We start from the raw sequence: 24,105 nt of genomic DNA, 5'->3' as shown, positions 1-24,105 counted from the left end.
TGATCAGGTACTCATTCCGTATCGAGAGGAATGCGAACTGTTAGATACGATACCTGGCGTGAATAAAGACTCAGCCGCGATTTTTATAGCCGAAATGGGAGTGGACATGTCGGTTTTTGGATCAGCAAAGCGTTTGGCGTCTTGGGCTGGTGTAAGTCCAGGAAACTATGAGAGTGCTGGGATTAAAAAAAAAGTAAAACGACCAATGGAAACAAAGCTCTCCGAACGGTTGCCGTAGAGTGTTCATTCGCTACAGACAGACAGGTTAACCGCATTTCTGCACATCGAAAAAGAATTATGAAACGACAAGGGAAAGCCAAAGCTCGTATCGCATCTGCTCATTTACTTTTAACAATTGCTTATAACATTCTAAAAACAAAAGAACCCTATCAGGAACTAGGCCCTGATTATTATCAGCAGAAAGAACAAAACAAAGACCAAAAAATAATTCAATATCTAAAGAAGAAAGGCTACAACATAGAATTGAGAGAAGATAAGTCTGCCTAATAATCAATAAGTAATAAATTAGCTAACAGATGATCCTTGGCCCCCAAAAAAATGAGAAGATGGAGGGCTTAGCTTAGTGTTGCCTTCTGGCCAAAGGAGTTTTCATACAAAGAGTATACAAAAAAGAAGGAGGAACAAATCCCCCTTCTACTTAGATTATAATCCGCATTTCAATTGTGCTCCACAGTTGGTACATGTGTTGCATCCGCCCATATCTTTGACGGTACCTTTCCGGCAGACCGGACAAGTATTTCCTACTTCAGATCCAATTGTCACATCTGTTGACCTGACATCCTGGATGGTATCAACCAGTACCACCGGCTTTTTGCCTTGTGGTGCCTGTGGTGCTGTTTCTTCTTCATCAAAGCTGTTCTCTTCCGCTTTCAGAGTCAGAACCTGTGAATCACGGCTTCCATCCACGTAGACTGTCCCGCCTTTCGCTCCGCCCTTATACAATCTTTCGTACACTCCTTGAACCTGATCAACCGTATAGCCTCTTGGCGCGTTGACTGTCTTTGAGATAGAGCTGTCAATCCAGCGCTGGATAACACACTGGACATCTGCATGGGCTTCAGGAGCCAGCTCCATCGAAGAGACGAACCATTCCGGAAGTGTATCCGAATCTATTTCAGGATTGCGGTCAAGATACTCTTGTACAATTTCAGCCTTCACTTCGATGAATTTCCCCAGACGTCCGCTTCGGTAATAAGTGAAGGAGAAGTAAGGTTCAAGCCCTGTCGCCACACCTACCATCGTTCCTGTGCTGCCAGTTGGGGCAACAGTAAGAAGATGGGAGTTTCGTATGCCGTTTTCCTTGATAGACTGGCGGACATCCTCAGGCATTTTGCTCATATAGCCTGTATTGATGAATGCCTCTCTCAGGCGGTTCGTTTCGCCTTCTGTCTCACCTTGAAGGAATGGGAAGCTGCCTTTTTCCTTCGATAATTCAACAGATGCACGATAAGCTGTCACGGCAATGGTCTCGAATACTTCATCCACAAGCCTGTTGCCTTCCTCTGATCCATATTTTTTTTCACAGTAGATCAGTAAATCAGCAAGCCCCATGACACCTAAGCCGACTCGGCGTTCTCCGAGTGCCTGCTTTTTGTTCTGCTCAAGGAAGTAAGGAGTGGCATCAATTACGTTATCCTGCATACGTACGCCAACTTCTACTGTCTGCTTCAGTTTTTCAAAATCGACTGTTTTATTTTCTTTGTCCGCAAATTGTGCAAGATTCACAGCTGCGAGGTTGCAGACGGAAAATGGTGCAAGTGGTTGTTCCAATTTTGTTATCCTACCGGCTTTTTATCCGATAGTTCTTACAGTTGAATTCCTGTAAGTTCAGCATACATTTTCATCACAAATGTTTTTCATAAACCTGAGTAACTCTTTTCTTCCTCGATCTTCTCCAAAAACCGATTTAGAGATTACACGAAAATCCTTTACTCCAAACCTATAGTGGATTTGATCAATTAACGGGTTAATAGAAGATTTAATCTTGTTAAAAGGAGTACTTTGAACAAGATCCTTATTATCCTTAGACCACTGAATTATATAATTTTGTATTTCCTTATGAACTTGTTGTCTCTTAACCATACTGGCATTTGTTGCTATCACTATTGCTATATTACCTGAACATGACCGGCCACAATATTTTTTAGAAGAAGTTACTATTACTAGAAAAGGTCTACCACATTTTTTACAGCACCTGGTTTCCCTAGGCTTTTTGTGTTTTCCTTTTTGTGCTAGTCCTGAGTTTCTCAACCCATCAATCATCCTCTGTTTTGAAATGCTATTGGATGCCCATAACTTCTTTGTATTGCGGCCAATTGCCTTCTTTGCCTTAGCGCTATGTCTCAGATTGTAGTGACCATTTAATTTTCCAAATGCCGCTTTGTTAATTGTTGTATCTTTTGAATTAATCCATTCTGTAATTACAGAATTCAATGAGAATGGTAACTCTTGATATAGTTCCAACAAGTCTTCATAGGATACTAATTCGCATCTAACATTATACAATTTTTCAATTGAGTTTAGGATCAATAAGGCTCTTTTCTTTTCTTGTTCGTTTCTTGATTTTACCTCCACTATTTTTACAAGCTCACCGTTTTTGTTATAGAAAAAGAAATCAGGTTTATATTTTCGATATCCTAAGTCAAAAATATCGTCTTCATAGCTCCACTGCATCGAATGATGATCAAGATATCTAGCATAGGCATACTCATAAGAACTTCTTAAGTAATGGTCCTTATAAAATCCCGCATAGCCTCTATTCATGAGCAATCACCCTTCAGTGTTACTATTTTTTGTGATGTCGCGGTCTCGTGGGCAGATTATATTCTCAAAAATGAGTTTCACTGCCTATGCGTTGCCCCTGACTGAAGCGTTAGATCCAGCCTTCGGTTCGGATTAGCATCTCAGCCTTCCCGCTTTATCCCGCGATTTTTAACGTGAGGCAAACTATTCACCACACGGATTTGTCGCCACAACTTTTTGTCCATATGCTTTTGCATTTGTCATGTCGTTGGCGTTATCGATAAAGAAGATACCTGGTTCAGCAGAATAAGTCGCACATACATTGATCAGATTCCATAATTCTTTGGCTCTCATCTTTCTGTAGGTACGGACTTTGTAGCCCATCTGTTCCCACTCTCTAACGTCACCGATTTCATGCCAGTTTTCATTATAGAACTTCATCTCTTCTTCATCATATTTCTCTACATCAGGGAATCGCAGGCTGTATTCTTCGTCATTTTCGACGGCTTCCATGAAATCGCTTGTCAGACAAACTGAAATATTCGCGCCTGTAAGGAATTCAGAATTATGGACAGAGTAAGTACCGCCAGTTCTGAGCTTCTCTTCAGCTTCCTTGATGATCTTGTCCGAAAATCCTCCCAGCCCGGGAATCTGTTTGTAGTTAATGATTCCTTGATACATATCTTGTTCCTGTGCTGTAAGAGGAGTGAATTTCAATTTATCCTGTGCAGCTTTTTTGATCTGCTCATCTTCTGTATTTTCAAGAAGATAGCGCAGAATACGCGGGTTTTGCATCTTTGAAATGATGAATTCAATGATGTCCGGGTGCCAGTCTGACAACATGATCATTTGGGCCAATACGTTACGTTGATACGCTACTTCAACTCTCTAAGTCACCTTAGAGTTCAGACCATATCTTACACTCTTTTGAGTGTCCTCGCACTTGGGAACCGCTTGATTCCTACTCTACTCGCTTCCGCTGTTACAGCGTGCTTTCGATGGTCGTTGAACCTTCTCCATTTTAAAGGAGCTTGGCTGCTGATTGTCTTTTTCCACTTACTGTTTTTTAGCATTCACGTTTGCCGTTTCCAGCTGCGTTGTAGCCAGTAAGTCATTTATACGCTAATTTTTATATTAGTAAAATATTCGCGTCATATAGTTTCATGATTGTCTCCTCTATTTTCATTTTCGGATGACATTTACATGATTACTATTAAAGAGTTTCCAGCAATTCACGAGGTTTATTTATAGACGAGGCACTTATTTACCACGTCTTGATCCACCCTGTTCAACAAGATGAGTCAGCTTCGCAATATCATCCAGCCACGATACAGATCCAGATGATTTTCCGTTCACACCGCGTGCCAGTGCGTTTCTTGGCCTTAAAGTTGATCCGTTCGTTCCGACTCCGCCGCCGCGGCTCATGATTTCCATCACTTGTTTGCGGTGGTCAGAAATGCCGTCCCTGGAATCTTTCACGAAAGGCATAACATAACAGTTGAAATAAGTGACGTCCGTATCAGCACCTGCTCCGTACAATACACGGCCAGCCGGCACAAAATTCATATTGACGAGTTCGTGGTAGAATTTCTCGAACCATTCCTGTCTTTTTTCTTCTGTCGTCTCGACACTGGCAAGCCCTGTTGCGTTTCTCTTTGCGATTTGCTCATAGAAGATCTCGAGCGGTTTCTCAATCACATCCAAAGAGCGTTTAACAACACCGTTTTCAGCTTCCAGTGGGTTATCGATGGAACTTCTGTACTCCTCAATGATCAAGACTTCAGCCTGCTTGTTCTCCCGGTCAAGGCTCTTTATGAAACCAAGCCCTCTTGCAGGGAATTTTGGATCTTCCTTGATTGTTAAAACAACGAAATCTCCTTCAGTAAGGGTGATCTTTTCAGTGTCTTTAAATGAGTAGCGGTCAATCATTACGAGGCGGGATACACCCTTATGCGTAATGTTCATATCCGGGGTAATAGGATGGACTTGCGGAAACATACCGATCGCTTTATTCAGACTCTCTCTGTTAACTATCATTTCTTGTTTGGATACGACAGACATAAATACAACTCCTTAAACTACTATATTGAATGGTTTTTGTTTCTATCTTAGTTGTTAAATTCAAAAATAAATCTATCACAGCCGGTAATGAAAATCAACCAATACACACTATATATAGTGTGTAAAATATTTTTCGACACACTATATATAGTGTTAGGTTCATGGTAAAACTTTTTTGTCAAACTGAAAATAGGCTGGAAAGAGAAGAGATCGGAAGGGAATCATAGATTAGCCAGCACAAATCAACAAAACCCGACAATTTTCAAGGTTGAAAAATAACGGCCTTCTTCTAACCCTTTTATGAAAAGGAAAAAAGCGATTTTCATCGCTTTTTGAGATTCGAAAAAAGTTTATACAATTCTTTCATCTTGAACAAAAGGTCTACCTTTTAAAATTCCATTCATCTGATTCGTATCTTCTTTTAGCAAGGTCCTCTACATATTGTGTTTCTTCCGGTGAAAGTACATACGGCTCGAGCTCTATTCCCAATCCTTGCTCAAACCCTTCTTTGAAAGCGGCCTTCGCCATGTCGAGGGTAACGGTTTCACTGCTGACTTCATTGACAGCCACAGCCTTGCTCTTAAAAGCACGCTGCATACGTTCCTTCACCCGGTCATTCGGATACTTGAACAAGCTGAATAATTTGTCTTCATCAAGATCAAGCAAAATAGAACCGTGCTGGAGGATGACGCCTTTTTGGCGGGTCTGGGCACTGCCGGCTACCTTTCTGCCTTCTACCACAAGTTCATACCAGCTTGGCGCATCAAAACAGACAGCCGACCGCGGACTTTTCAAACCCTGTTTTTCTTCTTCCGTCCTTGGCACTGCAAAATAAGCTTCCAGCCCCAAAGCTCTGAATCCCCTGAGAATTCCTTCTGATATGACCCGGTAAGCCTCTGTGACTGTCTTAGGCATTTCCGGATGCTCTTCCGTTACAATCACGCTATATGTAAGTTCATGTTCATGAAGGACGCCCCTTCCGCCTGTCGGACGGCGGACAAAGCCCAGGCCGTGTTCTTTCACAGCCTCCATATTGATTTCTTTTTCAACCTTCTGGAAATAGCCTACCGACAGAGTCGCGGGGTCCCACCCGTAAAAGCGGATAACAGGAGGGATTTTCCCTTCACTATGCCAATCGAGCAGCGCTTCATCCAATGCCATGTTATAGGACGGGGAACAATTCCCCGAGTCGATATACCGCCATACTTCTTTGCTCATAACCTTATACCTCTTTTACTCTTATTAAAGTCGATTTCTAGTCTATCAAAGTATAAGAAAAAAACAAAGAAGAAAAGACCGGCCTGGTTGAATGGACACTGGATAAGACAGTAGGTCGGCAGAAGAAGAATTTTAGCATATGTCAATCCAGCAAAAGGTTCGATTTCTATTTACTCTTTTTTAAAGATAAGGGGTATGCCGGTGTAGATGAGTTAATGTAGAAAAACGTACCATTAAGTAAGGGAGACTAGAAGATAACGGTATAAATAGCTTGGAAACTTACCGTTAAGTCTTGGAGTTCAGAAGATAATGGCATGATTAGCCGGGAAACGCACCATTAAGTCAGGGTAACAAAAAGTTAATGGTGTGATTAACCTCAAAACGCACCATTAAGTCAGGGTAACAAAAAGTTAACGGCATGTTTAGCCTGGAATCACACCATTAAGTCAGATAGACCAAGAGTTATTGGTATGATTAACCTGAAAACGCACAGTTAAGTCAGGATAATAGAATCTTCGCAAAAAGAGCGTGCAAAACACCCTGCCCTTTAAAAGTCACATACCTTTCAAAAAGAATTCTTGTTCTCCCTAATAGACAATAATATAATAGAAATAGATTTCTTTTGTATCTTCGCAAAAGAGAGAATATAATAGAGAATAGTGAATTGTGAAAGGGGTCAGGAATTTTGTCAGGTTTATATTTTTTACTAGTCGTTTTAGGGGCGATCATCGTCTATTCAATAATTACGTTTTTTATGCAAAAGCGTATTGTAAATAACCTAACGGAAGAAGAGTTCCGTGCAGGATACCGTAAAGCCCAGTTGATTGATGTCAGGGAACCGAATGAGTACGAAAACGGCCACATCCTCGGCGCAAGGAATATTCCGCTCTCCCAGTTGAAACAAAGGAAGCAGGAAGTCCGCAATGACCAGCCGGTATATCTATACTGCCAGAGCGGCATGCGCAGCGGCAGGGCAGCACAAATGCTTCGCCGCAATGGCTACAGGGACCTTCACCAATTACAGGGCGGGTTCAAGAAGTGGACAGGAAAGATAAAAAAGAAGAAATAATAAAAAAAGCGGATGCCCCCAGTTTACCCCCGACAGGCAATTGTTCCCTGGAGAATAACTTTTATTCTCCGGGGGTTATTTGATCCCGAGGGGCTGGGCGCTGAAGCTGGATTTAGGAACGCTTCCCGATTTACGATAAGAATATTTTTCTTATATGAGCAAGAGACACAATACTAAAAAGAGTAATCAAAGATTATAATATGGTGATTAGAGCGTAAACACCATACTAAAAAGAGTAATCAAGATTATAATATGGTGTTTAAAGCGTAAACACTATACTAAAAAGAGTAATCAAGATAATAATATGGTGATTAGAGTGTAAACACTATACTAAAAAGAGCAACCATGATTATAGTATGGTGAATAGAGCGTAAACACTATACTAAAAAGAGTAATCAAGATAATAATATGGTGATTAGAGTGTAAACACTATACTAAAAAGAGCAACCAAGATTATAGTATGGTGATTAGAGCGTAAACACTATACTAAAAAGAGTAATTAAGATTATAGTAGGGTGATTAACAAAAGCCGATTTCAGTTGAAATCGGCTTTTTTATTATTGGCTTAAAACCAAGCATACCCTCCACTATAATTATGGGTGGCGCATGCCCCCAGGATCTAATCTTCATTCAAGAAGTCAGCTTCACATCAGTGGACAGCCCAAGCTCTTCCGGGTTTATGTCCACTGAGCTGGGCAGCGTACGCAAAGCCCGGTCCAATAACCAAACGATCGAAACAAAGATCACCCCTGCAGCTGAGCCGGCAAACACCGCCACCGGATTGACTGCATCGGCCAGGTATCCTCCCAGCAAAGAGCCAAATGGCATAGCAGCCGCCCCAAGAGAAGCAGTGACCGAAAAAATTCTTCCCATTAAATGTTGAGGAACAACCGATTGAATCGCTGCTCCCATGATGACATTAGTTGCTCCAATCGGGATCCACGATATTCCGAAGAAAAGAATACTGACAGTGGTAGATGAAATAAATCCTGATATCATCCAGCAGCTGCCTCCGAGAAAGAATAATATGATCACAAGTCTTCCTAGTGAGTACTTTTCAAAGAAAGAAGCCGACAGAGCGCCGATCAATGCCCCTCCCGATATGGCTGCTAAATAAAGCCCATAGGCTTCAGAACCTCCTCTGAGTTCCGCGAAGGCAGGCAGCACCGCGTATGTTGAACCGATAGCAAAATTTGCAACAACGGAACCTAGTAAGAATTTCGCCAGCTTTGATCGGAAGACGATGCCAAATCCTTCAGCTAAATCTTTCTTATACGAAACAGCTTTTTCTTTTACCGAAGTTCCATTTTGCCCAGTTACTTGCTTCTCCCCCTTTACATTAATCAATCTGAAGAGAATAGCCGCAATGATGAATGTGACGGCATCGATCATATAAAGAGTGATTGCCCCCACCAAAGCGACCAAAATCCCCGCAATGGCGTTAAAAGCCAGGTCGACACCTTGATAAGCAAAAGAAAAAAGCGAGTTGCCCTTCACAAGCTGGTCTTTCCGGATAAGCCTCGGCAAGAGTGCCGATTGCCCTGGATAAGCAAATTGTTCAATAGCAGATATAACCGGCATGATCACAAGTATAAAGGACACACTGAGAAACCCTGCATAGTGGGCTATAGGAATAAGCAGCACCAGTATCGCCTGCAATATCTGCGTCCATACAAGTAGTTTCTGAATCTGCAATTTATCGATGACCGGTCCCGTCAAAAATTGCAAAGTTCCAGGCAGAAGGGTCAGAAATCCTGCTAAGCCAGTGTAAAAGGCACTTCCACCTAATTCAAATACAAGCCACATAGCTGCTACATAATAAAGACTGTCACCCATATTCGTTACCATTCTTCCGAAGAATAAAGCAGCAAAATTTCGATTTCTCATCAACAGTTCTTTCATCATTAAAACTCCTTTCTATACGGGTAAATTTTTTTTACCGTTCAGCCAAAAAAAATTAAGATGTTGTTCTACAAAATAAACTTACCGGTTAAAATTATTTTACCGAAAGGTCTAAGAATGGAGATTCATACTGAATCTCCTAATTATTCATTTTCATCTGTATTGGAAACCCTTTTCTCAAAGTTAGATTCAGTTACCTGGAAACCATAACCTGACATATAATAATGCTTGGCATCCGGATTATTGGCATCCTTCTCTGCTCGACTCTGCAACTCTTCCAAGAGCTCAAAATATTTTTTCGTATACCATCTGAAATTCTCTTCTGTCACCTTTGTTTCCCATGAAGTCGCAAGAATATTCCAGTCTCCGGGATCATTAGGGCCCGCTTCTTCAAACGCGTCGTTTGGAGCCTCCAGAAGCCTGGTCATGGTCCTATCCAGCATCCCATAAAGCATCTGCCTTTTTGTATTGCTGATTTCCTCTTTATGGGGCATAAGGCTGGCATCCGGGTAAAATCCGCTGGCTACAGACTGATAGAACTTTTGAATGATTCCATTCTTTTCTTCTGTCTTAACGATTTCAATCAATCCCAGCTTTTCCAGCTCACGAAGGTGATAATGAATTCTTGCCCGTGAAAGATCGAATATCTCTGATAGCTGCTGCCCAGTAAACGGGCTTTCCACCAGCCTTAACATCAACTTCACTCTGAATGGGTCACTTAAAGCTTTCAATTGATTGTAGTCCCTGATGATCATCATAGATTCCAATTCTTCTCACCACTGTTTCATTTTTTAACTCGGTTAAATTAATTTTACCGGTTAAGTTTAATTTATCAAACTTACTAATATTTAGCAATACCCATTTTTATTATTTTTATAATTAGATTTCCGTTCGGGATTGCAAAAAGGATGCCCTGCAAAAGGACATCCTTCATCTATTTAACCTTCCCTTGTATAACGCAGCACAGGTTTACGGGCCGCAAGCGTTTCATCAAGACGCTTGATGACTGTCGTATGCGGTGCTTCCTGTACTATCTCTGGATTTTCTTCTGATTCTTTTGCAATTTGGATCATGGCATCGATAAAATCATCGATTGTTTCTTTGGACTCTGTTTCGGTCGGCTCAATCATCATACATTCCTCTACATTCAATGGGAAGTAGATGGTTGGCGGATGATATCCGAAATCAAGCAGGCGCTTGGCGATATCCAGGGTGCGGACTCCCAATTTCTTCTGACGCTTTCCGCTGATGACAAATTCATGTTTGCAATGACGGTCATACGGCAGGTCGAAGTGTGGAGCCAGCCTTCTCATCATATAGTTGGCATTGATGACCGCATTTTCCGTTACTGCCTTTAACCCGTCAGGACCCATTGTACGGATATACGTATAGGCACGGACATTAATCCCGAAGTTGCCATAGTAAGGCTTCACACGTCCGATTGACTGAGGACGGTCGTATTCAAATGCGTATCCGTCTTCGCGCTTAACCAGGATAGGCTTAGGAAGATATGGAATCAAATCGGATTTGACTCCAACAGGTCCGCTTCCAGGTCCGCCTCCTCCATGTGGTCCAGTAAATGTTTTATGAAGATTAAGGTGGACAACATCAAAGCCCATGTCACCAGGACGTGCTTTCGACATAACCGCATTAAGATTGGCGCCATCATAATACAGCTTTCCGCCTGCCTTATGGACAATTGCAGCCATTTCCAAAATATTTTCTTCAAACAAGCCCAATGTATTAGGGTTCGTAAGCATTAGAGCGGCTGTATCATCACCAACAACACGTTTAAGGTCTTCCATATCAACCAATCCGTTATCGTCGGATTTCACCGTAACTGTTTCAAATCCTGCGACGGTTGCGGAAGCAGGGTTCGTTCCATGCGCAGAATCAGGAACGATGACCTTCGTACGTTTGGTATCTCCATTTGCTTCGTGGTAGGCACGGATCATCATCAATCCCGTCCATTCTCCATGAGCACCTGCCGCAGGCTGAAGAGTCACTTCATCCATTCCAGTGATTTCTTTTAAATGTTCCTGTAGATCGAACATCAATTCCAATGCTCCTTGAACACCTTCTGTCTCCTGTAGAGGATGAAGATGGGCGAAGCCGTTGAATCTGGCCACATTTTCATTGATTTTCGGATTGTACTTCATGGTACATGAACCTAACGGGTAAAAACCGGAGTCCACCCCATGATTGCGCTTGGACAAGGCAGTGTAGTGGCGCATGATATCCAGTTCAGAAACCTCCGGAAGTTCCGGTGCTTCTTCACGAGTGTATCCTGCAGGAATCAGTTGGGACAAGTCTACTTGCGGAACATCCATTTCAGGAAGGCTGAAGCCGGTACGTCCTTCTTTTGATAATTCAAAAATGAGAGGCTGATCGTTCTTATTCATGATAATCCCCCAATTCTTTAGCAAATGTATCGATTTCTTCTTTTGTGCGAAGTTCTGTAACCGCTACAAGCATATGCTGATTTAGATCGGAATTCACAAGACCAAGGTCGTATCCTCCGATGATTCCTTTTTGAAGCAGAGCTGAATTAATTTCTTTTACAGGGCGGCTGGTTTTGATGACGAATTCATTGAAGGAAGGACCTTCGAATGCAGCCTCCACACCATTTTGTTTAAGGGCTTCCTTAGCATAATGTGCCTTTTGGATGTTCTGGACTGCCATTTCTTTAACGCCGTTCTTTCCTAGGGCCGTCATTGCAACGGAAGCAGCAAGGGCATTAAGGGCCTGGTTCGAACAAATATTGGAAGTCGCTTTATCACGGCGGATATGCTGCTCACGAGCCTGAAGAGTCAAGACGAATCCTCGCTGGCCATCCTCATCAACGGTCTGTCCGACCAGGCGGCCAGGGACCTTACGCATCAGTTTCTTTGTTACAGCAAAATATCCGCAGTGCGGTCCGCCGAACGCTGTCGGAATTCCAAACGGCTGTGCATCACCAATCACAATATCAGCTCCCAATTTTCCAGGAGGCGTTAATACGCCAAGCGCCAATGGATTAGAAGACACAACAAACATCGCTTTCTTGTCATGTACGATGCCCTCAAGCTTCGCTAATTCTTCAATTCTTCCAAAGAAGTTAGGATATTGGACAATGACAGCTGCGATTTCATCAGACATCATTTCCTCTAAAGCTGCCGCGTCCGTCACACCATCTTTATGAGGGATTTCGACTACTTCAATATATTGTCCTTTCGCATAAGCACGCAGAACATCTCTTGATTCAGGATGGACTGTACTTGAAACAAGAACCTTCTTCCGCTTTGTCTGGCCGGCGCTCAGCATCGCCGCTTCAGCAAGCGCCGTACCGCCGTCATACATGGAGGAGTTAGCCACGTCCATTCCAGTCAATTCACAAATCATTGTCTGGAATTCAAAGATTGCCTGCAGTTCCCCTTGAGAGATTTCCGGCTGATATGGTGTATATGCAGTGTAGAATTCCGAACGTGACAACACATGATCCACAATAACAGGCATGTAATGGTCATAAACCCCTGCACCAATGAAAGAAGTATGAGAACGCAAATCCGCATTCTTTGAAGCCATCTCGCTTAGCTCTTTCATCAATGTCGTCTCAGGTTCCGCTTTCTTAATGTTATATTCCCCTTTAAATCTTACTTTTTCAGGAATATCTTGGAACAGCTCATCAACCGAGCTGACTCCAATCGTGTCCAGCATTTCCTTTTGATCTTGTTCTGTCATCGGCAAATAACGATGTTTCATAAGGAATCCCCTCCCTGCTACTTCTTTGGTCTTTTATAGAATGGTGTAGGCACTACTTTAGCTTTAAGCTTCTTATTGCGGATCTCAACATATACCTCTGTATCAAGGCCGCTGTATTCGGACTTAATGAGAGCAAGCCCGATATTCTTTTTAAGTGTAGGAGACTGTGTACCTGTCGTAACTTCGCCGATCTCTTCGTCATTGGCGTAGACTTTATAACCATGGCGGGGAATTCCGCGCTCAAGCATTTCAATCCCGGCAAGTTTTCGGGGAGCTCCCTCTTTTTTATGTTGAACCAATGTTTCTTTTCCAAAGAAATCGGCTTCTTTATCAACTTTTACAGCGAAACCGATGCCTGCTTCTATCGGAGTGATATCCGCAGAAAGCTCTTGTCCATAAAGGGCAAGGTTCGCTTCAAAACGAAGAGTATCACGGGCACCGAGGCCGCATGGAAGGATACCTTCAGGCTCGCCTGCTTCTAAGATCGCTTTCCAAAGATCTGAAGCGCTTCCTGCTGCACAATAGATTTCAAAACCATCTTCACCTGTATAACCTGTTCTTGAAACAAGTGCTTTGACGCCGTTTAATTCTACTTCATTCTGGAATTTAAAAAATCCGATATCACTTAAGGCCGTGTCTTTGGCCAGCTTTTGAAGAATTTGTTCTGCCAGCGGTCCTTGAATTGCCAACTGGGCATATTCTTCAGATAAATTTTTCAGCTCGGCATTTTCTTCAGCATGATCCTGAAGCCACTTATAGTCTTTTTCAATATTGGAGGCATTGACAACCAGGAGATAATGGTGATCCTCGATTTTATAAACCAGCAGATCATCAACGGTTCCCCCGTTTTCATAGCACATGGCTGTATACTGTGCACCGCCGTTTTTGATGCGTGAAATATCATTTGTCATCATTTTTTGAAGATAATCAAGTGAACCGCTGCCTTTGACTTCAATCTCTCCCATATGAGATACATCAAACAAGCCGGCTTTGGTGCGCACCGCTTCATGTTCTTCTTTAATGCTTGAGAATTGGACAGGCAGCTCCCATCCGCCAAAATCGATGCACTTCCCGCCATTTTCTTTGTAGACCTGAAATAAAGGCGTTCGTTTCAATTCTGCCATTATATTTCCCCCTTTGCCTGATATCTTCATTCTACGAACCTTCTTTACTAGTCCCGACCGGTTAACAAGAGATGTCATTCAAATACACAAAAAAGGACAGAAAACCCCCTGTTAAGAGATCCTCTGTCCTTTCACCTGAAAGTTTACCATCTTGATGGCTTTCTTCGTGGGTGGCTTCGTAAAACTGAAACACTCTCCAGAGATGCGTCCGGCAAGAGTCTTTTTGCCTGAGAGATTCACAAGAAACTTGCTTGCTCCTTCGGCGCTGTCATCCAACAGTCTCTCCTCTTGCTTTCATTCGCCAATATTCATTGAATAAATTGGTCATACTAACAATATAAAGAATTCTGCTCGAAATAGAATGTTCGGTTTTTTTCAAATTTCTAAACTTTAAAAATCTACTTACATCCTATCATTAACGAAGCATTTTCGGCAATCATTTTTATGATTAAAATAAGGAGTTGTTTTTATGGACGTAGAAGTACTATTTGATGACAGCTGGAGTATGGAATTCGATTCCCGCATCGAGAAGGACGGCCCGTGGTCAGACTGGGACCTGTTCAAGCTGGCGGTAGAGGTCGAGGAACATACGGTCATTCCGAACTTTGAAGGGCTGCAGGCACCAAAACATTTGTCTAACCTTACTCCTCTTCCCCATCAGCTTGAAGTTGCCAGACAAGTTGTAGAGTCCATGAATGGAAAAGCGATATTAGCAGATGAAGTGGGACTCGGAAAAACCATAGAAGCGGGACTTATTTTAAAAGAGTACATGATTCGGGGACTGGTGAAGAAAGTATTGATCCTCGTTCCGGCGTCACTTGTTTCTCAATGGGCTATTGAACTGAATTCAAAATTTCACATTCCGGCTGTGGCTCAGAAGAAAAGTTATGTCTGGGATCAATGTGATATTGTCATCTCTTCCATCGACACAGCCAAAAGGAGTCCGCATAGAGAGAAGGTTTATGATCAGGACTACGACCTTGTGATCATCGATGAGGCACATAAACTAAAAAACCATAAAACGAAGAACTACGAATTTGTTCAAAATCTCAAAAAGAAGTTCTGTCTTCTTTTGACGGCTACACCTATTCAGAATCGGGTAGAAGAAATTTTCCATCTTGTCTCTCTATTAAAGCCCGGGCACCTGGGAAATGAATCCGGTTTTTCTGAGAAATACAAAAAAGGCTCCAGATCTGTGGGGAATGATGCTCATCTGAAGGAATTGGTCAATAAGGTAATGATCCGTAACCGCAGAAGCGATACCGGCATTGAATGGACCAAACGGCATGTCAAAACCGTCCTTATTGATTTCACTGAGCAGGAAAGAGATCTTTATGACAGTTTCAATGTTCTTAAAGGGCCATATGATGAATGGGTATCAAGTTCCTTTTCCCTGCTGACTCTGCAAAGAGAGGCGTGCAGCAGCCGGGAAGCGGTTTTCTATACACTGAAAAATATGCTTGAACGCCAAGAGCAGCCCTCCCCCGTTCTCACTCAAAGGGTCAATGAGCTGATGAAAAAGGTCGAACAGGTTCAAACCAATTCCAAGGCACAAGAGGCGCTAAAAATCATAAAGTCTGTTAACGATAAGGTCATCATCTTTACAGAATATCGTGCCACACAACTGTATCTGCAATGGTTCCTCAAGCAGCACGGCATTACCTCGGTTCCATTCAGGGGCGGTTTTAAAAGAGGAAAGAAAGACTGGATGCGGGAGCTGTTTAAAAACCATGCTCAAGTATTGATAGCAACAGAAGCCGGCGGAGAAGGAATCAACCTTCAATTCTGCCACCATATCATCAACTTTGACCTTCCCTGGAATCCGATGAGGCTGGAACAAAGAATCGGCAGGGTCCACAGGCTCGGCCAGACAGAAGATGTCCATATTTATAATTTTGCAACGAAGAATACAGTCGAGGAGCATATCTTGAAGCTGCTCTATGAAAAAATTACTCTTTTTGAAAAAGTTATCGGTCAGCTCGATGACATCCTGACAAAACTTGATTTCGGGAAATTTGAGGAGCACATGGAGGATATCTTCACCAAGTCCCGATCACAAGGAGAAATGAAAATCAAGATGGATAATTTGTCGGCAATGATTCAATTCGCGGAAACGATGAAGGAGGAGCAGGAAAATGCAGCAAAACGAAATTCATCAATTTCTTGAGAGATACTTCACAGCCAATGAATGCCAGATAGTTGAAAACCATCCAGGCTATATGAACGTTCAACTTACGATTGATATGGACAAAGAGTTGATGAACCGCCCGTTTTATTGGCATTACCTGGAGAAGACCGGCGGGGTTCCCAACCCGATGAGACTTTGCTTGATTACCAACAAGGACAGGGCACCAGAGACGATCAAAGGCGAGGTGCTCCATTTCGGCTCTCCCCGCCTTCACCAAATTTTCCGCTCGGCCCGGCAGCTGGCGAGCTATACCCGCCTTTACGAAAGCAGGGCCGCTGTTCCGGGAAAACAAACACCCTTGCATCCTTGGCTGGGTTTAAATATCAAAATTTCCTATCAATGCGATCTCAAAAAAGACCTCCTGAAATCAATAGGGTTAAATCTGATCAACGGAGCGATGCAGGAGAATTTCCACAGAGAACTCATGAAAAAAAACCTGACTCCTAAAATACCTGATTTCTCCTTCACCCTGACGCCGATTATCAAACCATCCAGCGGAATTGCGAGGATCCGTTCTCAGATCCAGAGAGAACTTCTCTCGCAGCCGACAGACTGGGCGGAATCAGCAAGAAAACGCTGGCAGGAAGATTTAGATTTGCTGGATCAATTCTATGATGGGCTGGAAGAAAAACCAGAGTCCTATTTTGTTGAAAAGCAGGCACTTTCTGAACAATATGAACCTAAAATAAATGTGCAGATTATTAACGGGGGACTGTTTTACCTTCACCAATAAAATACAAAAGCGCAAGCGCCTAGATCAGCCCCGACAGGCAAATGTTCCTCAGAGAAAAAAAGGCGGGCTTTCCTTTTATTCTCTGAGGGTTATTTGACCCCGAGGGGCTAAGTCCGTTCCAGTGGGTACGGACCATCAGGCGCTGAAGCTGGACGGATCAAAAGCGCAAGCGCCTAGGTCAGCCCCGACAGGCAAATGTTCCTCAGAGAAAAAAAGGTGCACTATCCTTTTATTCTCTGAGGAACATTTGACCCCGAGGGGCTAAGTCCGTTCCAGTGGGTACGGACCATCAGGCGCTGAAGCTGGACGTGAATAATATAGCTATAAGTTATCAACAGAGAGTGATTTTATAATTTCCTATACAACAAAAAAACGGGATTGAAACGTTAAGTTTCTGATCCCGTTTTTTCACTTCTTCTTAAAGAAAAACATTAAAGCGTAGGGAATGACACCAAACCAGCGGAACAAAAAGGATTGCTTTTCTGTTTTCCGCAGCTCCTTGATGGATTTTCTTTCCTGCGGTGTTTTCTCAAAGTGCCTTACTGCTGTTTGGGTCATAAATTTCACGTAGTCATTGATTGACATTGATTCCACCATCCTTCAGGCTTCATCAATAGTGTCACCACGAGATTAATTCTTTAAACCAGCCAGTATTTTTTTTACAGTTTCTTCAATCGTTAATCCAGTTGTCTTTATTTCAAAATCAGAGGAGGCTTGATAGATTGGAACTCTTTTTTCATAGAGAGCCTTCAATCCATCCTTTCCCTTCTCCTTGACAAGCGGCCGTGTATTGTCGCCGGCAATGCGCTTCACTGTCTCTTCGAAACTGCAATTCAGCCAAATGACCTTTCCTTTGTTCTTCATCAGATCACGGTTGACTTTTCTTTCTGCCATCCCTCCCCCGGTCATGACTATACTCCATTTTCCACCCTGCAGCTCATTGAGAATTTCCGTCTCCATCTCTCTGAATCTATTCTCGCCGTACCGGGCGAAAATCTCTCCAATGGTCATGTTATACTTCTCTTCAATCAACTGATCACTATCCAGACAGTCACTATTTAATTCTTTTGCCAGTTCTATCCCTATTGTGGATTTGCCTGAACCCATAAATCCTATCAAAAAAATCATCTCATCCCTGCTCCCAATCAAGAATTTCTTTAGTATCACTCCGGTAAGTCACCATAACCGGTTTATCTATCTTTTCATCCGTTTCAAGGGTAAGCGTGATTGTGCCCACACTACCTTCTTCTACTGCCTTATACCGTACTATACCATCCTGATATACAAAAAAACCATCCATTGAGTGCTCTTCATCTAAAAGCTTTTCCACGGTGTAAAGCAGCAAACTCTCTCTTTTATAACCAGATTCCATCACATCCAGGTAAGAGTATCTGGAGATGAATATAGAGGCTGAGCTTACAGAAAAAACTAAAATCGCCGCTGTCAGCAGCATGGCAAAAGGCAGTATATAGCCTTTTTCACTCACCATAAGTAAAGAACCTCCCTGCCCATTCAAGTTCTCCTTCATAGGTCACAGCAATCTCCAATCCATTGGAAGAGGAAGATAGCTTGATTTCCTGGAGTGGGCCAAGGACCAATTCATGCCCTCTCTTGTTCACCCTCCTCCTTAGAAAATCACCATATCTTTCATATAAAACCTCTTCACCACTTTTAGTAAATGTAATAGAGGTATCCGTCACCTTAATATTCTCTGCTCCCCGGAATTCCTGTCTGAATTGCTGGCTGAACAGGTTCCATTCATATTCTTTGGAAGGGGCCAGCTCAGCCTCCACAAATAGTACCCCATTCATGATCACAGGCACACAGGCCGCGGCCAGTAAAAAGATAGAAAGCGTAAAAACAGCGTGAAGGAGGGTATATCCATTTTGGCCTCTCAACCTCTCACCTCCTTCGATAAGCAGAAGCGTTGGTCTTTGCCCGTATGATCCTTGTAATGGATACAAATTCCTCCCTCTTCCTTATTCTCAATAATTTTAAACACCTGTCCTTCCCTTCTGTATATGTGATTTTCTGCTGCTCCTGAGAAAAGGTCTTCTTCCAAATGTTCATAAAGTATCCTTGAAGCTCTGAAATCACTTTCCTTTTTTTCAAGATCAACAACCAGACTAATAACAAACGGGATGAAAATCAGCATAACCATGAAGATGGAAGAAATGGCCACCAGAGCTTCCGCAGTACCATAACCACTCTCACTCTTCAACATTGAACCTTCCTTGCCCAATCTGAAAAGTCAGCTTGATCTGGTCTTCACCTGCCATATAATAAAGACTTCCAAATTTATCTGTATTACCGTTCTCATATATGAAGATTCTATCTATAGAGGTATTAGGCAATTGCGAAATACCTTCTGGGAGAGCTCTCTCCAGCAGACTTTTGCCTCTGAAGTCTTTACCGGTATATTTACCTTGAATAGGATAAAACTGCAGAACGACTTTTTCTTTCTTATTGAGAGCATAACTTTGTAAATAGTAAAGGTCTGCTTTCAGCATAGAAACAAAGTTCTTCTTAATAAGAGCATCGCGAAATGGGAGGAAACTCAATGAGGTGAAAAAGAGAAGGGTAATGGATATCGATAGAACCAACAGCATTTCAAGCATGGTATATCCGTTCGGCTTTCCCTTCCCTTTATTCTCCAACGAGGACCTCTCCCTCAGTATTGATTGTAATTGTCCTTCCATCAGGGCACTTGGTACTCTCCTCTTTCAGATACTTCTTATCTACCAGAGCCTGCAGATCGTCCGGCAGACTTTTTTCTTCCATGCGATAGGCTTCCACCTGTCCAGCCACCATGTTCTGGAATGCCTCACAGCCTTTGCTGTTTATGGATGTCCCCTGCTTTGTCACATTCGGTATTGTGATGAGGAGGAGGACCGAAATCACCAGGAGGACAATCATCATTTCAATCAGCGTAAAGCCTTTTTGGTTCTTCAACATATTCATTAGCTCCTTCATTTAAAATAGTTTTTAGTGGTTAGATATTCTGATATTAGCTATCTTGATTATTCGGCGTTTTTTTGATTAGCTGGCGGAATTCTTACCCATTCCGGCTGCTTGGGGACATGTTTTTGGTTGATTGGCGGAGTTCATGTACCCTAGCTGGCTTCTTGGAGACATGTTCTTGGGTGATTGGCAGAGTTCATGTACCCAATCTGGCTTCTTGGAGACATGTTCTTGGGTGATTGGCAGAGTTCATGTACCCTAGCTGGCTGCTTGGGGACACGTTCTTGGGTAATTGGCGGAGTTCATGTACCCATGCTGGCTTCTTGGGGACATGTTCTTGGGAAATTAGCGGATTCATGTACCCACGCTCGCTTCTTGGAGACATGTTCTTGGGAAATTAGCGGATTCATGTACCCATGCTCGCTTCTTGGAGACATGTTCTTGGGTGATTGGCAGAGTTCATGCTCCCAAGCTGGCTTCTTGGGGACATGTTCTTTGGAAATAAGCGGAGTTCATGTACCCATGCTCGCTTCTTGGGGACATGTTCTTGGGTGATTGGCGGAGTTCATGTACCCTAGCTGGCTTCTTGGAGACATGTTCTTGGGTGATTGGCAGAGTTCATGTACCCAATCTGGCTTCTTGGAGACATGTTCTTTGGAAATTAGCGGAGTTCATGTACCTATGCTGGCTTCTTGGGGGCATGTTCTTGGATGATTGGCGGAGTTCATGTACCCAATCTGGCTTCTTGGAGACATGTTCTCGGGTGATTGGCGGAGTTCATGTACCCACGTTGGCTTCTTGGAGACATGTTTTTGTGAGATTGGTAGAGTTCATGTACCTATGCCTGATTCTTAGAAACAATTCATAAACCAAGTGAAAATTTCCCTTAGCACAAAATAATCACCCTAGTGACTGCATCACTTGGAACATCGGCACCATAATGGAGAAATAAATGAGAAGGATAAACACACCTATGAACAAGAATACAACTGGCTGGATGACAGTCAGCAATTTTTTGCCGCTGTCCTCAAGGGTTTCCATACAGAACTGGCTGTATATGAAAAGCTCCTGGGGTAATTGTCCTCTTCTTTCACCATGTCTGATTACTTCCAAAAATCCATCAGTGAACAAACCGAAGAATTCGACTGTTTCAGGGAAACTCTTTCCGATTCTTAAATCCTGAATCATCCGGCCTGCTGCTTCTTTGAACAGCGGCCTGTATGTCTGGCTCCCCAATTCATTCAAAGCCTGATTGATCGACATCCCGCTGTTTAATAAAAAGCTCACTTCACGGGAAAAGAACTGAGTGTAAAGCAGTCTTAAGTACTTTGAAATAAGCGGAATGCGCAGGAGCATCTCTGCCCTTTTTAAAGGAGTCCGCGACTGAAAACGCTGGTAAAACACTGCCCCCCCAAACACTGAAAGGACCAGGAGCACCAGGAATAGAGCTGGAAGACGTTCGACGATAACGAGGAATATACGCAAGTTATTTTCCGGACTGTATCCCATGGAAGAATAAAGGATTTGAAATTGAGGGAAAAGCACACTTTTAAGCAGGATCATTACACCGATTAGAATGAAAATTAATGCGAGGGGATAGGTCAGCACTTTCATTAATGCCTCTCTATCCCTTTGCCTGGCATGCAAATACTCACCTGCCTGGATAAGTGTTTCAGCAATTCTTCCATGCATCTCTGCAAAATAAATCTGCGTACACACATGAAGCGGCAAACCGGCAGATTGAAGGACTGCAGAGAGGGATGACCCATTTTGTAACTGAGACAGCATCTTTTGTTTAATGGCATCTTGTCCCTGATAGTGTCCGATGAATACAAATTCGATGGCATCTGTTAAAGAATAACCGTTGGATAAAAGTTCACCGAGGCGCTTTAAAAAGGATCCATGATCTTTAATGTTCCCATTTTTTCTTTTCACTCTATTCTCCACCTGTTCAGCTCACGCTCAGGTATGTACCCAAGGGCACATCCTTTACGCAGCAAATTTGTCAGAGTGGGATAGTGGTAATGAGCAAGTTCTCCTTTCGCTTCCTTCAGCACTTCATTCAAAGCCTTCCCGCTTAGAATCTCATAGATTGCTGCTCTTTTATCACGAGGATTCCTTGTACATGTCTCAAGGCATGTCTCTCCACAGACTGGACAAGTCAGGGTGATCAGCCGTTGAGCTGAAACGCCGATAAGGCATTGCTGGATTTCATGCCACTGAGGTGTTTGGTCTTTATAGAAGACACCTCATTTAATTTCATCATATAACTTCACCTCTGCCCGCAAACTCCGTTCCCTTAACCACGCTGATAGCTTCGTCTTCCTCGCTTCGGTTGTGGTAAAAAAATAGATAATGGGTGTACTCTCGAAATTCTTTCGTACCAATGGGATAATCTCTGCATAGCTTTGCACCTTCTTCCGGTTGTCTGTCATGTTGAGCTGATTGTCAATCTCGATAATGTGGGTATATCCGTTTCGCGTGAATAAAGCATCGGCCACCACTTTCTTTTTATTGTTCACCTTCATCTGATCCCCAAAGATAATCCCATCCACCTTCCTGCTGGGTGCTTCCTCCACTTCTAAGGTGTATTCATTCTTCCAGTCATAAGGGCAGTCGAAATGAATATAGACATCATTCCTTAGTAGGTAGTGACCTATCTGCATGGACTTGGTGACTTCTTTATCGGACCCGATGTATTCCCGGCCGGCTTTGTTGAGGTATATCACCTTTTCCTTTTCATAATAAATTTGATGGGTATATTCAGATAATTGATTCACCACCCGGCACGCATTCCGGTAGCTGCTTAAATTATGGATGCTTAACAGGTGTTTGATTTTCACTATCCCCAATCGGTCTATCGTCATTAACAGTTCTTCGTGTCGTGAATTCATCCGCCCTTCCCTCCATCATTTTAAACATCATTTTATCGTCAATATACGGCACTTGGACTTCTCTTTTCTTCTCCACCATGTATATGGCTCTGCCTGGAATAGATGGTAAATCCTCTGCTCCTACTTCATCCAGAAGAACCTGACTTGCAATTCGCGAAGCGCAAACAAATGAGATACGAGCGACAATGTTCATTTTCACTTGCATCGGTACAGCTTCCTTGGTCGGGTATTGAGTGGCGTAGATCAGGCGCATTCCAACAGCTCCACCTATTCGGGCAATCTCACTAAGGGCAGCCTGACAAAACTCAGCGTATTTCTTGGCCTTTTTATCCTTGATAACATTCGGTGATAGTTCAGCTCCTTCATCCACAATAATGAATGTTCTCTTTTTGATAGGCGAGTCGATAATGTTGGTGTAGCCTTTGTCTCGGAACATCAATTCCTTTTTCTTTAGATCCTCGGTTATCGTCATTAATACTTCTGCTGCTTCGTACACATCACAGGCCACTTCCTTCACCTGTGGAAATACTTTGTACTTGTAAAACTCCAAGCCGGCCTTTAAATCCAGGATATAAAACTCCACATTCTCCGGTTGATTCATCATCAACGTGTGAAATACTTCTTTCATGAATACCGTTTTCCCAAATCGGGTGACTCCACCATTAAGGAGATGAGGGTACTTTTCAAAGTCGTGATACAAAACCCCTTGATGATTCCTCCCAATCGGTACTTCCCAGGTGTTCGGCCGGACTAGACTTTCATCGTAATCCCATCGCTCCGGTAACTTCTCATTAAACACTCTCAACTTCAACACTCCTTCATATTCGTACTCCACTTCCCTGTTAAGCGCTTCTTTTAATGCTGGGAGTAAATCCTCGAATATCTCACTTGGCATCCCTCTAGGAAGCGTATAGATGTATGTGGTATGCGTTCCTCTGTCGTGCTTCGATTTCAGTTTAGGATAGATAAGGTTATCACCTTTCTTGAAGCATATTTTCCGATTAATTAACACTTGCTGAATGGTTCGCTTATCATTTTTCTTCCTGGGAATGAGGGCAGCCCCTACAATGACCGCGGGAATGGCGAGAAGTTCAAGCATCACCAATACCTCTTAATGATTTTACTTTCAATACTCCTGTATGAGTCCACCTCACAAGCATCGAAACGGTACATGTGGTCTAGGATGGAATCGTGTTCTTCTTTGTCCTCAGAATCCTCCATAAGGCTGTTTAGGTGGCTTGAAGAGAATAGATAAGGTGAATAGTCTAACTCCTTATATTCGTTGTCTCTGAGCCTTTCTCGATTAACCTTACTGTTAGCGATGGTATGAAATACTGTGCCTAAAATGTTCAACAAAATCCCCTCCTGTTTTTACGATAAGAAGCATCGGAAAAAGATATATGATAATATATCAGCCGGTTTTGAAATGAAATGCCAGGACAGGCAAACAT

23 protein-coding genes, 3 pseudogenes and 2 riboswitches are annotated in these 24,105 nt (G+C 42.8%); of the genes and pseudogenes, 5 read left to right on the top strand and 21 right to left on the bottom strand.

Translation table 11 applies throughout. From position 1 onward, the window contains the following. Together FZC79_RS10775 and FZC79_RS10770 are read left to right on the top strand one after the other, a co-directional pair. Positions 1 to 238: transposase (locus tag FZC79_RS10775; RefSeq protein WP_148946798.1), on the top strand; the 238-nt coding region annotated here is incomplete at its 5' end. A gap of 59 nt (positions 239 to 297) precedes the next feature. Then, positions 298 to 507: a hypothetical protein gene (locus tag FZC79_RS10770; protein WP_148946797.1), complete on the top strand. Its 210-nt coding sequence runs from the start codon at positions 298 to 300 to the stop codon at positions 505 to 507. 156 nt (positions 508 to 663) lie between these two features. Here the strand turns inward: FZC79_RS10770 and FZC79_RS10765 are convergent. The 5 genes and pseudogenes from FZC79_RS10765 to FZC79_RS10745 form a co-directional block, all read right to left on the bottom strand. Continuing rightward, positions 664 to 1,788 (bottom strand): annotated as a pseudogene (locus FZC79_RS10765) (vitamin B12-dependent ribonucleotide reductase); the annotation flags it as partial. Between the two features lie 60 nt (positions 1,789 to 1,848). Next, positions 1,849 to 2,784, bottom strand: coding sequence for a restriction endonuclease (locus tag FZC79_RS10760; RefSeq protein ID WP_148946795.1), 936 nt, complete (start codon positions 2,782 to 2,784; stop codon positions 1,849 to 1,851). A 186-nt stretch (positions 2,785 to 2,970) separates the two neighbouring features. Further along, a pseudogene (locus tag FZC79_RS10755) lies at positions 2,971 to 3,621 on the bottom strand (vitamin B12-dependent ribonucleotide reductase); the annotation flags it as partial. A 408-nt stretch (positions 3,622 to 4,029) separates the two neighbouring features. Then, positions 4,030 to 4,824: pseudogene (locus FZC79_RS10750) on the bottom strand (ribonucleotide reductase N-terminal alpha domain-containing protein); the annotation flags it as partial. Positions 4,825 to 5,205: 381 nt separating this feature from the next. After that, a complete protein-coding gene (locus tag FZC79_RS10745; protein ID WP_148946792.1) occupies positions 5,206 to 6,042 on the bottom strand; it encodes a lipoate--protein ligase family protein in 837 nt (278 codons plus the stop codon). 754 nt (positions 6,043 to 6,796) lie between these two features. On the opposite strand from FZC79_RS10745, the gene FZC79_RS10740 reads away from it, so the two are divergent. Beyond that, positions 6,797 to 7,111, top strand: a complete 315-nt coding sequence (locus tag FZC79_RS10740) for a rhodanese-like domain-containing protein (RefSeq protein WP_187442743.1) — start codon at positions 6,797 to 6,799, stop codon at positions 7,109 to 7,111. Between the two features lie 630 nt (positions 7,112 to 7,741). Here FZC79_RS10740 and FZC79_RS10735 read toward each other — a convergent pair. From FZC79_RS10735 to gcvT, 5 genes are all read right to left on the bottom strand, one after another. Further along, positions 7,742 to 9,013, bottom strand: a complete 1,272-nt coding sequence (locus FZC79_RS10735; RefSeq protein ID WP_148946791.1) for an MFS transporter — start codon at positions 9,011 to 9,013, stop codon at positions 7,742 to 7,744. A gap of 143 nt (positions 9,014 to 9,156) precedes the next feature. Further along, a complete protein-coding gene (locus FZC79_RS10730; protein ID WP_252183306.1) occupies positions 9,157 to 9,771 on the bottom strand; it encodes an ArsR/SmtB family transcription factor in 615 nt (204 codons plus the stop codon). Positions 9,772 to 9,951: 180 nt separating this feature from the next. Beyond that, entirely contained in the window at positions 9,952 to 11,415 is a 1,464-nt protein-coding gene (gene gcvPB, locus FZC79_RS10725; RefSeq protein ID WP_148946789.1) for an aminomethyl-transferring glycine dehydrogenase subunit GcvPB, read from the bottom strand. Next, the gene (gene gcvPA, locus FZC79_RS10720) at positions 11,408 to 12,754 is read right to left on the bottom strand and encodes an aminomethyl-transferring glycine dehydrogenase subunit GcvPA (RefSeq protein ID WP_148946788.1); all 1,347 of its coding nucleotides are present in this window, start codon (positions 12,752 to 12,754) and stop codon (positions 11,408 to 11,410) included. Before gcvPA ends, gcvPB begins: the two co-directional genes overlap by 8 nt. A gap of 17 nt (positions 12,755 to 12,771) precedes the next feature. Continuing rightward, entirely contained in the window at positions 12,772 to 13,878 is a 1,107-nt protein-coding gene (gene gcvT / locus FZC79_RS10715; RefSeq protein ID WP_148946787.1) for a glycine cleavage system aminomethyltransferase GcvT, read from the bottom strand. A 121-nt stretch (positions 13,879 to 13,999) separates the two neighbouring features. After that, positions 14,000 to 14,080: riboswitch (glycine riboswitch) on the bottom strand. Between the two features lie 3 nt (positions 14,081 to 14,083). After that, positions 14,084 to 14,176, bottom strand: a riboswitch (glycine riboswitch). Positions 14,177 to 14,347: 171 nt separating this feature from the next. On the opposite strand from gcvT, the gene FZC79_RS10710 reads away from it, so the two are divergent. Continuing rightward, positions 14,348 to 16,045 carry a DEAD/DEAH box helicase gene (locus FZC79_RS10710; RefSeq protein ID WP_148946786.1) on the top strand — a complete coding sequence of 566 codons (1,698 nt, stop codon included), beginning with the start codon at positions 14,348 to 14,350 and terminating at the stop codon, positions 16,043 to 16,045. Further along, positions 16,014 to 16,799: a YqhG family protein gene (locus FZC79_RS10705; protein ID WP_148946785.1), complete on the top strand. Its 786-nt coding sequence runs from the start codon at positions 16,014 to 16,016 to the stop codon at positions 16,797 to 16,799. Before FZC79_RS10710 ends, FZC79_RS10705 begins: the two co-directional genes overlap by 32 nt. Before the next feature lie 408 nt (positions 16,800 to 17,207). Here FZC79_RS10705 and FZC79_RS10700 read toward each other — a convergent pair whose 3' ends face one another. From FZC79_RS10700 to FZC79_RS10650, 11 genes are all read right to left on the bottom strand, one after another. Then, positions 17,208 to 17,384 (bottom strand): YqzE family protein, encoded by a 177-nt coding sequence (locus tag FZC79_RS10700; protein WP_148946784.1) that lies wholly within the window; start codon positions 17,382 to 17,384, stop codon positions 17,208 to 17,210. Positions 17,385 to 17,429: 45 nt separating this feature from the next. Continuing rightward, complete coding sequence (locus tag FZC79_RS10695) at positions 17,430 to 17,927, bottom strand: shikimate kinase (protein WP_148946783.1); 498 nt, start codon at positions 17,925 to 17,927, stop codon at positions 17,430 to 17,432. A gap of 1 nt (position 17,928) precedes the next feature. Beyond that, positions 17,929 to 18,288: a competence type IV pilus minor pilin ComGG gene (gene comGG, locus FZC79_RS10690; protein WP_187442742.1), complete on the bottom strand. Its 360-nt coding sequence runs from the start codon at positions 18,286 to 18,288 to the stop codon at positions 17,929 to 17,931. Beyond that, positions 18,278 to 18,697, bottom strand: a complete 420-nt coding sequence (gene comGF / locus FZC79_RS10685) for a competence type IV pilus minor pilin ComGF (protein WP_148946781.1) — start codon at positions 18,695 to 18,697, stop codon at positions 18,278 to 18,280. Before comGF ends, comGG begins: the two co-directional genes overlap by 11 nt. Continuing rightward, complete coding sequence (locus FZC79_RS10680; RefSeq protein ID WP_148992308.1) at positions 18,694 to 19,023, bottom strand: hypothetical protein; 330 nt, start codon at positions 19,021 to 19,023, stop codon at positions 18,694 to 18,696. Before FZC79_RS10680 ends, comGF begins: the two co-directional genes overlap by 4 nt. Beyond that, positions 19,010 to 19,456, bottom strand: a complete 447-nt coding sequence (gene comGD, locus FZC79_RS10675; protein ID WP_148946779.1) for a competence type IV pilus minor pilin ComGD — start codon at positions 19,454 to 19,456, stop codon at positions 19,010 to 19,012. The genes FZC79_RS10680 and comGD overlap by 14 nt, the downstream gene beginning before the upstream one ends. Continuing rightward, entirely contained in the window at positions 19,446 to 19,754 is a 309-nt protein-coding gene (gene comGC, locus FZC79_RS10670; protein ID WP_148946778.1) for a competence type IV pilus major pilin ComGC, read from the bottom strand. The genes comGD and comGC overlap by 11 nt, the downstream gene beginning before the upstream one ends. Positions 19,755 to 20,660: 906 nt before the next feature. Then, positions 20,661 to 21,695: a competence type IV pilus assembly protein ComGB gene (gene comGB, locus FZC79_RS10665; RefSeq protein WP_187442741.1), complete on the bottom strand. Its 1,035-nt coding sequence runs from the start codon at positions 21,693 to 21,695 to the stop codon at positions 20,661 to 20,663. Between the two features lie 314 nt (positions 21,696 to 22,009). Continuing rightward, on the bottom strand, positions 22,010 to 22,654 hold the full coding sequence (locus FZC79_RS10660) for a hypothetical protein (RefSeq protein ID WP_148946776.1): 645 nt from the start codon (positions 22,652 to 22,654) through the stop codon (positions 22,010 to 22,012). Next, positions 22,572 to 23,753 (bottom strand): FtsK/SpoIIIE domain-containing protein, encoded by a 1,182-nt coding sequence (locus tag FZC79_RS10655; protein ID WP_148946775.1) that lies wholly within the window; start codon positions 23,751 to 23,753, stop codon positions 22,572 to 22,574. Before FZC79_RS10655 ends, FZC79_RS10660 begins: the two co-directional genes overlap by 83 nt. Next, on the bottom strand, positions 23,753 to 24,007 hold the full coding sequence (locus FZC79_RS10650; protein ID WP_148946774.1) for a hypothetical protein: 255 nt from the start codon (positions 24,005 to 24,007) through the stop codon (positions 23,753 to 23,755). The genes FZC79_RS10655 and FZC79_RS10650 overlap by 1 nt, the downstream gene beginning before the upstream one ends. Between the last annotated feature and the right edge of the window lie 98 nt (positions 24,008 to 24,105).

Source organism: Rossellomorea vietnamensis, assembly GCF_008180615.1.
Taxonomy (GTDB): domain Bacteria; phylum Bacillota; class Bacilli; order Bacillales; family Bacillaceae_B; genus Rossellomorea; species Rossellomorea vietnamensis_D.
Note: the sequence above shows the minus strand (reverse complement) of the source record. Positions and strands in the feature narration are given on the sequence as shown.